General features: G+C 68.9%; 11 protein-coding genes. 7 read left to right on the top strand and 4 right to left on the bottom strand.

From position 1 onward, the window contains the following. Nucleotides 1–75: 75 nt before the first annotated feature. Nucleotides 76–867 carry an SDR family NAD(P)-dependent oxidoreductase gene (locus tag ACQR3U_RS00455; protein ID WP_230809456.1) on the top strand — a complete coding sequence of 264 codons (792 nt, stop codon included), beginning with the start codon at nt 76–78 and terminating at the stop codon, nt 865–867. Nucleotides 868–886: 19 nt separating this feature from the next. Here the strand turns inward: ACQR3U_RS00455 and ACQR3U_RS00450 are convergent, their stop codons facing one another. Next, on the bottom strand, nt 887–1,513 hold the full coding sequence (locus ACQR3U_RS00450; protein WP_006551417.1) for a hypothetical protein: 627 nt from the start codon (nt 1,511–1,513) through the stop codon (nt 887–889). Nucleotides 1,514–1,546: 33 nt separating this feature from the next. After that, nucleotides 1,547–2,050: a hypothetical protein gene (locus ACQR3U_RS00445; RefSeq protein ID WP_006551418.1), complete on the bottom strand. Its 504-nt coding sequence runs from the start codon at nt 2,048–2,050 to the stop codon at nt 1,547–1,549. Nucleotides 2,051–2,162: 112 nt separating this feature from the next. Here ACQR3U_RS00445 and ACQR3U_RS00440 point away from each other — a divergent pair, with 112 nt between their 5' ends. Beyond that, the gene (locus ACQR3U_RS00440) at nt 2,163–2,462 is read left to right on the top strand and encodes a protease inhibitor I42 family protein (protein ID WP_230809455.1); all 300 of its coding nucleotides are present in this window, start codon (nt 2,163–2,165) and stop codon (nt 2,460–2,462) included. A 43-nt stretch (nt 2,463–2,505) separates the two neighbouring features. Here the strand turns inward: ACQR3U_RS00440 and ypfJ are convergent, their stop codons facing one another. After that, nucleotides 2,506–3,423, bottom strand: a complete 918-nt coding sequence (ypfJ, locus tag ACQR3U_RS00435) for a KPN_02809 family neutral zinc metallopeptidase (RefSeq protein ID WP_024100766.1) — start codon at nt 3,421–3,423, stop codon at nt 2,506–2,508. 139 nt (nt 3,424–3,562) lie between these two features. On the opposite strand from ypfJ, the gene aspS reads away from it, so the two are divergent. The 3 genes from aspS (at nt 3,563) to ACQR3U_RS00420 (ending at nt 7,169) form a co-directional block, all read left to right on the top strand. Beyond that, nucleotides 3,563–5,350 carry an aspartate--tRNA ligase gene (aspS, locus tag ACQR3U_RS00430; RefSeq protein WP_024100767.1) on the top strand — a complete coding sequence of 596 codons (1,788 nt, stop codon included), beginning with the start codon at nt 3,563–3,565 and terminating at the stop codon, nt 5,348–5,350. A 181-nt stretch (nt 5,351–5,531) separates the two neighbouring features. Further along, nucleotides 5,532–5,801, top strand: coding sequence for a DUF4235 domain-containing protein (locus ACQR3U_RS00425; RefSeq protein ID WP_006551422.1), 270 nt, complete (start codon nt 5,532–5,534; stop codon nt 5,799–5,801). Nucleotides 5,802–6,005: 204 nt separating this feature from the next. After that, a complete protein-coding gene (locus ACQR3U_RS00420) occupies nt 6,006–7,169 on the top strand; it encodes a kinase (RefSeq protein WP_033096583.1) in 1,164 nt (387 codons plus the stop codon). A 31-nt stretch (nt 7,170–7,200) separates the two neighbouring features. On the opposite strand, the gene ACQR3U_RS00415 is transcribed toward ACQR3U_RS00420, so the two are convergent. Beyond that, nucleotides 7,201–8,838: an alkaline phosphatase D family protein gene (locus ACQR3U_RS00415; protein WP_230809454.1), complete on the bottom strand. Its 1,638-nt coding sequence runs from the start codon at nt 8,836–8,838 to the stop codon at nt 7,201–7,203. A 95-nt stretch (nt 8,839–8,933) separates the two neighbouring features. On the opposite strand from ACQR3U_RS00415, the gene ACQR3U_RS00410 reads away from it, so the two are divergent. After that, nucleotides 8,934–10,346, top strand: coding sequence for a replication-associated recombination protein A (locus ACQR3U_RS00410; protein WP_006551425.1), 1,413 nt, complete (start codon nt 8,934–8,936; stop codon nt 10,344–10,346). Nucleotides 10,347–10,483: 137 nt separating this feature from the next. Continuing rightward, nucleotides 10,484–13,150: an alanine--tRNA ligase gene (gene alaS, locus ACQR3U_RS00405; RefSeq protein ID WP_138842813.1), complete on the top strand. Its 2,667-nt coding sequence runs from the start codon at nt 10,484–10,486 to the stop codon at nt 13,148–13,150. The last annotated feature ends 2 nt before the right edge of the window (nt 13,151–13,152 follow it).

Raw genomic sequence — 13,152 nt, 5'->3', positions numbered from 1 at the left:
GGTTGCGAGATCCCGGCGCCGTGTCGACCCGGCGGGGTGTGGGTACCCGCGAGCCAGACGTGCCGAGGAGGAGATATGAACGACGCTCGACCTCTCGCTCTGGTGACCGGAGCATCGCGAGGCATAGGCCGGGAGTTGGCGGCCCTGTTCGCGGCCGACGGATACGACCTCGTGCTCGCGGCGAGATCGGACACTCTGGACGAGGTCGCCGCAGACCTGCGGACGTCCGGCGCGGAGGTGGAGTCGGTCCACGCGGATCTGAGGACTCCGGAAGGGGTCCGGGCGGTCCACGAGGCTGCGACGGCCGGAGGTCGCGTCCCGGCGGCGGCTGCGCTCAACGCCGGTGTCGGGATCGGCGGGGCGTTCGTCGACGCAGAGCTCGGGGACGTCCTCTCGATCGTCGACGTCAACGTGCGCTCGACGGTGCATCTGGCGCACCTGCTGCTGAACGACATGCTGCGGGCGGGCTCGGGCCGGATGCTCGTCACCTCGTCGGTGGTGTCGAAGATGCCCGGCCCCTACCAGGCCGTGTACAACGCGTCCAAGGCCTTCGTGCAGTCCTTCACCGACGGCGTCCGCAAGGAACTCGACGGTAGCGGGGTCACGCTCACCGCGATGCTCCCCGGTGCCACCGACACCCACTTTTTCGCACGTGCCGGGATGCTCGACACGATCCTCGGGAAGGCGCCCAAGGACGATCCTGCGCACGTCGCGCGCGACGGTTATGCCGCTCTGATGCGCGGCGAGGCGACTGTGGTGCCCGGCTCCGTGCTCGCGAAATCCATGGCGGTCTTCGGCACGGTGGCGCCCGACGCGGTGACCTCGGCGGTTCACCGGGTCCTGGCCAAGCCTCGATCGGGACGATGATCCGCGACGGCAGGACCGCTCAGTCGGATCGCGTCCGCACTGCCGGGCGGGTGGGGTGGTCGTAGCGCACCAGGACGTCCGCGTCCGCTCCTGCATGTTCGAGCACCGCGTCATGTTCGAGCACCGCGTCGATCGTCCAGTGATCCTCGGGGCGCGTGCGCCTTTCGAGCGCGCCCCGGGACATCGTCAGGACGACGGTGACATCGAAGTCGAGACCACGGCCGAGAAGCATAGGGCCGGCGACGACGAGGATCTGGTCCTCCGCCGCTCGACGCGGGCGCTCGCGCGCCGAACGGTCGGTGCGTTCGTCCCACAGCCGCGGAAGCCATCGTCGATGTTCGTGTACCGCGCGCAGCACCTCTCGGTCGACCGCGGCGTAGTCGAACCAGTCGTGGCGGTAGCTGTACGGATCGGTCCGTCCGTGCTCGAGCCGGAGCGATGCGGGCCGGACGAAATCGTGGAGGTCGACGACGTCCGCTGCGCGGCCCCGCGTTCTCAGTTCCGTCGCGACACGCTGTGCGAATTCCACCGGGTCTGCCGCGTCCGGTGCGCTCACGGCGATGCACACGCTTCCGGTGAGCGCCTCGGCGCGATCGGCGACGGAGGCCGTGAGTATCTCGGGGGTCAGGGGAGTGAAGGCGGGCATCGCTCGCCGTTCACGCCCATCCGCGTATGGGGGTCACCAGGGCGGCGTGTCGTTCCCGTCCGGTACCGGGGTGTCGAGAAGCCGGTCGAGCCAGAGCACCGCCTCGACCAGCGCTTCCATCTGCGACGCCCAGTCCATGGCGAAGACCACTTCGTCGAGTTCGCTGCGGGCCGCGACCGAGTCGCCGGCGAGCGCGTCGACGACCGCTTTCATCACGGTGCTCTCCGGCTGCGGGAGTTCCTCCGGCCGGACGTGACGGCCGCTCTCGGTCCGGATGGTCAGTTCGAAGCTCTCGTCGCCACGCACCTGCGGGCCGATCTTGTCGACGACGACGTCGGCGATCGTCGAGACTGTCCACCTCAGCACGTTCCCGTAGAGCGGGGGAGTGATCTGTGACGGCGGGTCCGAACCGGGGCTCGACACCAGCGCCGCGACCTCTTCGGTCAGTTCGCTGTAGCCGTTCTCGTGTGCGAGAGCGAGAAGGCGTCCTCCCATCACCGCGTCGCTGCGTGTGATTCCGGCTCGTTCTTCGTGCATGCAGAACGAATGCCCCGTTTTGTGTCCCATCACACATCGCGGTCGCGACGGGTGTGCTAGCGCCATGGTCACGAGAGTGAGGAAAATCACATTCGCGGGCTATCCTGAGGTCATGAAGCACATCGCCACTGGTCCGAAGGATGTCACGGTCGGTGTCGGGGACACGATCGAACTGCATCTCCCTGAGAACACCTCCCGGGACTACTGCTGGTCGACGTCGAGGGTCGGAGAGGGACTCGTCCTTCGCGACATCCGATTCCTGCCGTCGAAGAACCCGTTGCCGGGAGGGACCGGCGAGCGGGTCTTCTGTTTCAAGGCGCGCCGCGCCGGTACCTGGCCCATCTCGCTGCGCATGCGGAAGCATGCCGAACTGGTCGCCGACCGCGCGAACATGACCGTCACCGTCGCGTGACGGCGTCCCGGCGCTCGCTCTGCGGTTCACGACACCGCGGAACTCAGCGCAGTGCCGGCGGGTTGTCGAGATCGCGTGCCGAGTAGGTGTCACACGCGTCGACCCGGCCGGTGCGGTATCCGGCCAGGAACCAGGCCTGACGCTGCTCGGACGACCCGTGAGTCCATCCCTCCGGGTTCACCCGGCCGGTGGCGGCCCGCTGGATCCGGTCGTCGCCGACGGCCGACGCGGCCGACAGTGCGTCGCGGATGTCGGTGTCGGTGAGCGGCACGAGGAAGGGCTCTCCGGTGGTCGGCTCGGGCAGCTTGTCGGCATGGTAGGCCCACACCCCGGCGTAGCAGTCGGCCTGCAGTTCCGTACGGACAGCGCCGGATTCGGGGCCGCGCGGGTCGGCCTGTGCGCGACCGAGATCGCCGAGCTGGTTCTGCAGGTGGTGCCCGAACTCGTGGGCGACGACGTATTCCTGCGCGAGCGGACCTCCACTGGCGCCGAACCGTGTCTCGAGTTCGTCGAAGAAGCTGGTGTCGAAGTAGGCGGTCCGGTCCGCCGGGCAGTAGAAGGGCCCGATGTCGCTGGTGGCGTTGCCGCAACCGGTGGACGTGGCCGAGGTGAAGATCTCGACCTCCGGCTGCACATAGGCCACGCCGGTCTGTGTCGCGAACTGCTGCTCCCACACCGAGTCGAGCGACCCGACGGTGTAGAGCACCCGGCAGTCGACGTTCTCGTTCGCGGCGCTGCCACCGACCTCGCACTGTTCGAGTGCGCTCTCGGCTTGCGGATCGCCGGAGGTGTCGGGCATTCCCGAGCCGAGCAGCGAGGACGGATCGCCGCCGAACAGCAGCGCCAGGATGATGACGATCAGGCCGCCGGCCCCGCCACCGAGAGCGAGCTTTCCGCCACGCCCACCGCCGCCGGTACGGACACGGCCCGCATCCATGCGTGCACCTTCTCTGAACGTCATCGCCGCCGCTTTCTCCTGTGTTCGTCGGATTCGGACAAGCTTGGCACGAACTATTCGGTACGGGTGCGCTCGGGCCGATCGTGTCTTTCGTAGGATTACAGCCGACGAACCCGTCGCTGATCGTTTCGAAAGGAATTCCGTGCTGCGCACCCATCTCGCCGGCTCGTTGCGAGCCGAGCACGCCGAGCAGACAGTCACCCTCACCGGTTGGGTTGCCCGGCGACGCGATCACGGCGGGGTCATCTTCATCGACCTGCGCGACGCCTCGGGTGTCTCGCAGGTGGTCTTCCGCAGCGCCGGCGTCCTCGAGCAGGCGCACCGGCTCCGCGCGGAGTACTGCGTCCGGATCACCGGCAAGGTGGAGGTCCGCCCCGAGGGCAACCAGAACTTCGAGATCCCGACCGGTGCGATCGAGGTCGACGCCTCCGAGCTCGTGGTTCTCAACGAGGCCGCCCCGCTGCCGTTCCAGCTCGACGATCAGGTCGGCGAGGAAGCGCGCCTGAAGTACCGCTACCTGGATCTGCGTCGCGAGAAGCCGGGCAAGACCATCCGTCTGCGCAGCAAGGTCAACGCTGCTGCCCGCGCGGTGCTCGCCCACCACGAGTTCGTGGAGGTCGAGACCCCGACCCTCACCCGCTCCACGCCGGAGGGTGCGCGCGACTTCCTGGTCCCGGCCCGCCTGCAGCCCGGTAACTTCTACGCTCTGCCGCAGTCCCCGCAGCTGTTCAAGCAGCTGCTCATGGTCGGTGGCATCGAGCGCTACTACCAGATCGCCCGCTGCTACCGCGACGAGGACTTCCGCGCCGACCGTCAGCCCGAGTTCACCCAGCTCGACATCGAGATGGCGTTCGTCAATCAGGACGACGTGATCCTCCTCGCCGAGGAGGTGCTGCACGCGTTGTGGCGCCTGGTGGGCTACGAACTCGAGACCCCGATCCCGCGGATGACCTACGCCGAGGCCATGCGCCGTTTCGGCACCGACAAGCCGGATCTGCGTTTCGGCATCGAACTCGTGGAGTGCAAGGAGTTCTTCAAGGACACCACCTTCCGCGTCTTCCAGGCCGAGTACGTCGGTGCCGTCGTCATGCCCGGTGGCGCGAGCCAGCCGCGTCGTCAGCTCGACGCATGGCAGGAGTGGGCCAAGCAGCGCGGTGCCAAGGGTCTCGCCTACGTGCTCGTCGGTGAGGACGGCACGTTGAGCGGTCCGGTCGCCAAGAACCTCACCGACGCCGAACGCGAGGGTCTCGCCGCGCACGTGGGCGCGAACCCCGGCGACTGCATCTTCTTCGCCGCCGGTCCCACCAAGCAGATGCGTGCACTGCTCGGCGCCGCCCGCGACGAGATCGCCCGCAAGCTCGATCTGATCGATCCGAACGCATGGGCGTTCGTGTGGGTGGTCGACGCCCCGCTGTTCGAGCCGGCGGCCGACGCGACCGCGAGCGGTGATGTGGCCCTCGGTCATTCGGCGTGGACCGCGGTGCACCACGCGTTCACCTCGCCCAAGCCCGAGTACATCGACACCTTCGATACCGATCCGGGTTCGGCGCTGGCGTACGCCTACGACATCGTCTGCAACGGCAACGAGATCGGTGGCGGCTCGATCCGTATCCACCGCCCCGACATCCAGGAGCGGGTGTTCAAGGTGATGGGCATCTCGGAGGAGGAAGCGAACGAGAAGTTCGGCTTCCTGCTCGAGGCGTTCAAGTACGGCGCGCCCCCGCACGGCGGCATCGCCTTCGGCTGGGACCGCATCACCGCGCTGCTCGCCGGGATGGACTCGATCCGCGAGGTCATCGCGTTCCCCAAGTCCGGTGGCGGTGTCGATCCGCTGACCGATGCACCCGGCCCGATCACGCCGGAGCAGCGCAAGGAGACAGGCATCGACTTCGTGCCCGAACCCGAGACCGAGGGCGCCGACAAGGCCTGATCACCCGTAGCTGTCGATGGCGCGGTGTCGCCCGTCTCCGGACGGGGGCACCGCGCCGTCGTGTGTGCCGTCCGGTGGTGCTCCCGAGTGAGGTTCGTGGGCCCGATGAGGTTTGTGAGGATCCTGCCCGGGTACTCCGTCGGTCCGGCGCCAACGGGGGCGACGGATCGAGGAGGTATCCATGGCCGACGCACGCGTGATCTTCTACAAGCCGCTCGCTCTCGCAGCCAGTGTGGGAGGAGGCATCCTCGCCGGAGCCGTCTTCAATCAAGTGTGGAAGAAGGTCGGCGGCAGTGACGAACGGCCCGAACCGCAGGATCTGTCGCAGCGCACCCGGGACGTGCTGATCGCGGCCGCCCTCCAGGGTCTGATCTTCGGTGTCGTGAAGGCTGCGGTGGATCGTGGCACCGCCCGTGGTTTTCAGAAGGTGACACACGTTTCACCGGAATGATCGTGACGTGTCCCGATCGTGATCGGCGTCCGAGGAGCGGAGCGGCCGGGGCGCGGACGGGGACACACCCGGATGAACAGCGATTTCCCCTCGCAAAGCAGACAAAAGCGACCTGGTGGGCCGGGCACGGGTGAAGAAGGTCCTGCTCGATCCGAGCATTGTGGAGGACCTCGTCGTGACCGAGAACCTGTAGATTGGGCAGTGATGACCGCAACATTGGCAGACCCCGTGTCCGAGGTGGTTCACGCCGCCGAAGCGCTACTCACCCGCCGTACCGGCGCCACGGTGACCCTGACCGATCCGGTGGATCTCGGGGGCAGTGGCCGCTCGATGGTCGTACGGGTACGAGTGGCCGCCAATCCGTTCTCGCTCCCGCGCACTCTTGTCCTCAAGCAGGTACCGCCCTCGCGTGGCACCGGCCACGTCGACTTCCGCGGTTCCGAGACGGACGAGCAGATCGCCTTCCTCCGCGAGGCGGTCTCCTACCAGTTCACGACGGCCCTCGCGAAGGATCACCGTCCGGGTGCCGAACTGCTCGCCTACGACTTCGACGCCCGCCTGCTGGTCCTCAGCGACCTCGGCGACGCGACCACCCTGTCGGAGGTGCTCCGCAACAGTTCCGAGGCCGCCGGGAACACCCTGATGGCCCTGGCTCAGGCACTCGGACGCATGCATGCGGCGACCGTCGGCCGCGAGGAGGACTTCGCGGCGCTGCTGCGTCGCGCCGACGTCGCGCGGGTCGCCGACGCCGTGTCCCAGCAGGCCCTCGATGCCGTGCGGGGTGTGCCCGAGCTCCTCGAGGCCGACTTCGGCCTGTCGGTGCCCGAGTCGGTACGCGAGCGTGCCGAGCGGGCGTCCAAGCTGTTCACCGGCGGGCGTTTCCGGGCCTTCAGCCCGTCCGACCTGTGCCCCGACAACATCGTGGTCGGCGACGAGGGTGTGCAGTTCCTCGACTACGAATGGGGCGGCTTCCGCGACGCGACCCTGGACATCGCGTACGCCCTCAGTTCCTTCCCGCTGTGCCTGTGCTCGGTGCCGCTGTCCGTCGATCGCATCCGTGCGATGGCCGACGCGTGGCGCGCCGAGGTCGTCGCCATGTGGCCGCAGCTGGCCTACGACGAGGTGCTCGAGGAGCGGCTGCTCGACGCACTGCTCGCGTGCATCTGGCTGAGCACGCACCTGTTCCTGCCCGAGGACCATGCCCGGATCGCCTCGGTACGCGAACACGGACTGTCTGTGCCGCGCATCCCCGCGCTCCGCGCCCGTTGGTCGCTGCTCGCCGAGTTCGCCACCGCGACAGGCCACGACGACGTCGCCGCGCACGCCCGCGACGTGCTCGCCCACCTCGAGGACCGCGCCGCCGGCTAGAGCGACCGATCCGCCAGGTGCCGACCGGCGTCTACACCAGCGGAGCGGCGGGTTCGATCCTCGTCGCGCCGTCGGCCACCCGGTATCCCGCGGCGCGGCGCGCGTCCGTGTTCGGATCCGTGCGGTCGCCGATGAAGAACCACTCCATCTGCGTCGCCTCGGGAGTCACGTCGAGCACCCCGTAACCGTGCGAATCGAGTTCGACGAACCGCACGTGCCGGTTGGCCGCGGTCGCCGTCGCCTCCAGCGCGGGCGACAGGCTCCGCGGAGGCACACCGAGCAACTCGTCGATGTTCGCCGACGTCACCGACGGAACCACGAACTCCGTGGCGACGGTGCCCGCACCCGGATAGTCGGCAGCGTCCATCGGGACGTCCATCGCCCAGGAGGTGTGGATGTCGCCCGTGAGGAAGACGACGTTGCGCAGTCCCGCCGCCGTGATGGTGTCCATCAACCGTCGACGGTCGGCGGTGTAGCCGTCCCACTGATCGGTGTTGAAGGGCAGTCCGCCGGCCGGCACTCCGACGAGTTCGGTCAGTGCTCCGGTGGTCCGCGGATCGAGCGGTGGTAACACGATCGGCGAGAACATCACCGAATTGCCGATCAACTGCCATCGTGTGGGGGAGGTCGCCAGCCCGGCGGTGAGCCATTCCATCTGGTCCCGGCCGGTCATCGTGCGCCCCGGATCGTCGACCTGCCGTCCGACTGCGAGGACCTGCTGGGAACGGTAGCTCCGCAGATCCAGCATCGACAGTTCGGCGAGCCGTCCGTACCGCAGGCGCCGGTAGAGCCGTCCGCCGTTCGGACGCACCGGCATCCACTCGTCGTAGGCCTGCACCGACGCGGCCTTGCGAGAGGCCCAGTCGCCCTCGACGAGCGGATCGTGGTTCTCCGCCCCACCCGCCCACGCGTCGTTCGCCGCCTCGTGGTCGTCCCAGATCACGATCCACGGCACCTTCGCGTGCAGCGCCTGCAGGTTCGGATCGGTCTTGTACTGCGCGTGCCGGATGCGGTAGTCGGCGAGACTCACGATCTCGTGGGCGGGCTCGTGCGTCCGGACGCCCCGCCCACCGGCGACGGGGAACTTCCCCGCCGCGTATTCGTACAGATAGTCGCCGAGGTGCACCACGGCGTCGAGATCGTCGCGTGCGGCGAGGTGGCGGTAGGAGGAGAAGAAGCCGCCCTCCCAGTCGGCGCAGGAGACGACCCCGAAGCGCAGGCGTCCGACCGCAGCGTCGTGCGAAGGCGCGGTGGACGTCCTGCCGGTCGGGGAGACGGTTCCGCCGACGCGGAAGCGATAGAAGTAGGTCGTGTCCGGTGCGAGCCCGCGGGCGTCGACCTTGACCGTGTGGTCGGAGACGGAACTCGCCGTCACGGTCCCGCTCGCGACCACCGCGTCGAAGCTGCTGCTGTGGGCGAGCTCCCAGGTGACCGGGACGTCCGGTCCCGCACCCGAGCCGGGTGTCGCCTCCGGCGAGGGTGTCACCCGCGTCCACAGGATCACCGCGTCGGGCAACGGATCTCCCGACGCGACGCCGTGCGCGAAGACGGCGGGGGATGCCTGCGCGTGCTGAGTGGTCGAGGCGAAGGCCGCCGCACCTGCGGCGAGGATCGACGACCGGAGCACGGCGCGACGGGACACATGTTCGGCGGACGGTGTCGTGGCCACGACCAAGATCCGACCACACGGTCGGTCATCCGTCCACGCGAACGACGAACACCGCCGTCGACCGGGCGTCGGCGCGAGCTTGTAGCGTCGGATGCGTGAGTGATCTTTTCGGGGCGAACGACCCGTCTGCCGAACCGGACGCCCTGTTCGAGGCGCCACGCGAACCGGAACCCGAGGACGAACCGCAGGTCCGCCGGCAACCCGTCGCGGCCGGCGGCGCGAACGCGCCCCTCGCTGCGCGCATGCGACCGGCGAGTCTCGACGAGGTGGTCGGGCAACAACACCTGCTCGAACCGGGAGCACCGCTGCGGCGGCTCGTCGAGGGATCGGGTGCGGCCTCCGTCGTGCTCTACGGTCCGCCCGGTACCGGGAAGACGACCCTGGCCTCGCTGATCTCCGGAGCCACCGGACGCCGGTTCGAAGCGCTGTCCGCCCTGTCGGCGGGCGTCAAGGACGTGCGTGCCGTCATCGACCTGGCACGCCGGCGCCTCACCCACGGCGAACAGACCGTGCTGTTCATCGACGAGGTCCACCGCTTCTCGAAGACCCAGCAGGACGCGCTGCTCGCCGCGGTCGAGAACCGCATCGTGCTGCTGGTCGCGGCGACGACCGAGAACCCGTCGTTCTCCGTGGTCGCCCCGCTGCTGTCGCGCTCGCTCGTGCTGCAGTTGCAGCCGCTCGGGCCCGACGACATCCGGGCACTGCTCGAACGTGCGCGCACCGACCCCCGTGGACTCGCCGGTGCGGTCGAGATCGACGACGACGCCCTCGACCACCTCGTCCGGCTCGCCGGGGGCGACGCCCGCCGTGCCCTGACGGCGCTCGAGGCCTCCGCCGACACGGCGCTCGCCGTCTCCGGTGGCGACGCGGCCGTCATCGACCTCGCGACCGTGGAGTCGAGCATCGACGAGGCCGCCGTGCGCTACGACCGCGACGGCGACCAGCACTTCGACGTCGCAAGCGCCTTCATCAAGTCGCTGCGCGGCTCCGACGTCGACGCGGCCCTGCACTATCTGGCCCGGATGATCGTCGCGGGGGAGGACCCGCGCTTCATCGCCCGCCGCCTGATGATCCAGGCCAGCGAGGAGGTGGGCATGGCCGATCCCACCGCCCTGCAGACGGCGGTCGCCGCAGCGCAGGTCGTGCAGCAGGTCGGGATGCCCGAAGCCCAGCTCGCGCTCGCCCAGGCCACCATCCATATCGCCACCGCCCCCAAGTCGGGTTCGGTGACCGCCGCGCTCGGCGCCGCGATCGCCGACGTGAAGGCGGGCAGGGCCGGTCCGGTGCCCGCCCACCTGCGCGACGGTCACTATCAGGGCGCGCAGAAGCTCGGCAACGCGATCGGCTACAAGTTCCCGCACGCGCACCCCGACGGCGTGCTCGCGCAGCAGTACGCCCCGGACGAGTTGGTCGGCGTCGACTACTACGAGCCGACCGGTCGCGGTGTGGAACGGGAGCTGTCGGCCCGCCTGCCCAAGCTGCGCCGCATTGTGCGCGGTGAGCGGTGACGCCTCCGCCGAGTACTCACGGCGCCGTACCGCGGCCGCTTTCGGCGGCGCGATAAGCTGAAGAACGGCCGATCGACAGGGTCGACCGCCCGTCCCGGGAAGTTCACACCATCGCCAGACCACAAAGGACCATCGACGTGCAGACCCACGAGATCCGCAGGCGCTTTCTCGATCACTTCGTGAAGGCGGGACACACCGAGGTGCCCAGCGCGTCGCTGATCCTCGCCGATCCCAACCTGCTGTTCGTCAACGCCGGCATGGTCCCGTTCGTGCCCTACTTCCTCGGGCAGCAGACCCCGCCCTACACCCGCGCCACGTCGGTGCAGAAGTGTGTGCGCACTCTCGACATCGAGGAGGTCGGCAAGACCACCCGCCACAACACCTTCTTCCAGATGGCCGGCAACTTCTCCTTCGGCGACTACTTCAAGGAAGAGGCCATCACCTTCGCGTGGTCGCTGCTCACCGGATCCGTCGAGGACGGCGGCTACGGAATCGACCCCGAGAAGCTGTGGGCGACGGTCTATCTCGACGACGACGAAGCGTTCTCGATCTGGCGCGACAAGGTCGGCGTTCCCGAGGAACGCATCCAGCGTCGCGGCATGAAGGACAACTACTGGTCGATGGGCATCCCCGGGCCGTGCGGTCCGTGCTCCGAGATCTTCTACGACCGCGGCCCCGCCTACGGCGTCGAAGGCGGCCCCGAGGCCGACGAGGACCGCTACATCGAGATCTGGAATCTCGTGTTCATGCAGAACGAGCGCGGTGAGGGTGGTGCCAAGGACGACTACCCGATCCTCGGCCCGCTGCCGAAGAAGAACATCGACACCGGCATGGGTGTCGAACGCGTCGCCTTCCTGCTCCAGGGCGTCGAGAACGTCTACGAGACCGACCTGCTGCGCCCCGTGATCGACAAGGCCGCCGAACTCACCGGCGCCGTCTACGGCGCGAAGCACGACGACGACGTGCGCTTCCGCGTGATCGCCGACCACGCCCGCACCGCGGCGATGCTCATCGTCGACGGCGTCAACCCCGGCAACGACGGCCGCGGCTACGTGCTGCGCCGCCTGCTCCGCCGCATCGTGCGCTCGGCGCGTCTGCTCGGCGCCGACAAGCCCACCATGCGCGAGTTCATGGCGGTCGTGCGCGACACCATGGCCCCGTCCTATCCCGAACTCGACACCGACTTCTCGCGCATCGAGACCGTCGCGGTGGGCGAGGAGACGGCCTTCCTCAAGACCCTCGGTACCGGCAGCAAGCTGTTCGAAGGCGCCGTGGAGACCGTGAAGTCGCAGGGTAGGAATGTGCTCGGTGGCACGGAGGCGTTCACCCTCCACGACACCTACGGGTTCCCGATCGACCTCACCCTCGAGATGGCGGCCGAGGCGGGCCTGACCGTCGACGAGGAGGGTTTCCGATCGCTCATGGCCGAGCAGCGCCAGCGCGCTAAGGACGACGCCCGCGCCCGCAAGCACGCCCACGCCGACCTGACCGTCTACAAGGAACTCCTCGACCGCGGTCCCACCGAGTTCACCGGTTTCAGCGAGCTGGTGACCGAGGCGCACGTGCTCGCCGTCATCACCGGTGGCGAGCGCCTGCACGCGGCGAGCGCGGGCCAGCAGGTCGAGCTGATCCTCGATCGCAGCCCCCTCTACGCGGAGTCCGGCGGCCAGATCGCCGACATCGGCAGCATCACCGGCCCGGGCCTGAAGATCAAGGTCGACGACGTCCAGAAGATCGCCAAGCAACTGTGGACCCACAAGGTCACGGTGCTCGAGGGCCAGGTCGTCGAAGGCGACGCCGTCCTCGTGCAGGTCGATCCCGAGTGGCGCAAGGGCGCCACCCAGGGCCACTCCGGCACCCACCTGGTCCACGCCGCGCTGCGCGAGGTGCTCGGCCCCAACGCCGTGCAGGCCGGTTCGCTCAACAAGCCCGGCTACCTGCGCTTCGACTTCTCGTGGCCCGGCGCCCTGTCCGAGCAGCAGAAGCAGGACATCGAGGCCGTCACCAACGAGGCCGTCGCGGCGAACTATCCCGTCAACACCTTCGTCACCGACCTCGACAAGGCAAAGAAGATGGGCGCGATGGCCCTGTTCGGCGAGAACTACGGCGACGAGGTCCGCGTCGTCGAGATCGGCGGCCCGTTCTCGATGGAGCTGTGCGGCGGCACGCATGTGCAGCACTCCTCGCACGTCGGCACCGTCACGCTCCTCGGTGAGCAGTCCGTCGGTTCCGGCATCCGCCGGGTCGAGGCGTACGTCGGTCTCGACTCGTACCGCCACCTGGCGAAGGAACGCGCGCTGCTCGCGGGCCTGTCCTCGACCCTGAGGGTTCCCTCCGAGGAGGTGCCCGGACGTGTCGAGGCCCTGCTCGATCGGCTCAAGGCCGCCGAGAAGGAACTCGAGAAGACCCGCGCCGCGAACGTCGCCGCCGCAGCCGGAACGTACGCGGGCAAGGCGCAGCGCGTCGGTGACGTGCTCGTCGTGGCCGAGGCCGCCCCGGAGGGTGTCGCCGGCAACGACCTGCGCACACTCGCATCCGACGTCCGTGGCCGGCTCGGCACCGAGCCCGCCGTGGTGCTGCTGCTCGGCAACGCCGGCGGCAAGGTGCCCTTCGTCGTCGCCACCACCAAGGCCGCGCAGGAGAAGGGCATCAAGGCGGGCGACCTCGTCGCGAGCTTCGGTCCCGCGATCGGTGGTCGCGGGGGCGGCAAGCCCGACATGGCGCAGGGCGCAGGGTCGGATCCGGCCGGTATCCCGGCAGCACTCGACGCCTTCCGTGCCCGCCTGAGCGAGCTGGCCGGCTGAGC

This window comes from Rhodococcus sp. IEGM1339, assembly GCF_050321925.1.
Classification (GTDB): Bacteria; Actinomycetota; Actinomycetes; order Mycobacteriales; family Mycobacteriaceae; genus Rhodococcus; species Rhodococcus pyridinivorans.
This window is presented reverse-complemented; position numbering and strand designations above follow the sequence as displayed.

Bases quoted from the DNA above. Each gene is read 5' to 3' on its own strand.
- ACQR3U_RS00440 (WP_230809455.1), top strand. From the start codon at position 2,163: ATGAAGCACATCGCCACTGGTCCGAAGGATGTCACGGTCGGTGTCGGG.
- ACQR3U_RS00455 (WP_230809456.1), top strand. From the start codon at position 76: ATGAACGACGCTCGACCTCTCGCTCTGGTGACCGGAGCATCGCGAGGC.
- ACQR3U_RS00425 (WP_006551422.1), top strand. From the start codon at position 5,532: ATGGCCGACGCACGCGTGATCTTCTACAAGCCGCTCGCTCTCGCAGCC.
- ACQR3U_RS00420 (WP_033096583.1), top strand. From the start codon at position 6,006: ATGACCGCAACATTGGCAGACCCCGTGTCCGAGGTGGTTCACGCCGCC.
- ACQR3U_RS00450 (WP_006551417.1), bottom strand. From the start codon at position 1,513: ATGCCCGCCTTCACTCCCCTGACCCCCGAGATACTCACGGCCTCCGTC.
- ACQR3U_RS00445 (WP_006551418.1), bottom strand. From the start codon at position 2,050: ATGCACGAAGAACGAGCCGGAATCACACGCAGCGACGCGGTGATGGGA.
- ypfJ (WP_024100766.1), bottom strand. From the start codon at position 3,423: ATGACGTTCAGAGAAGGTGCACGCATGGATGCGGGCCGTGTCCGTACC.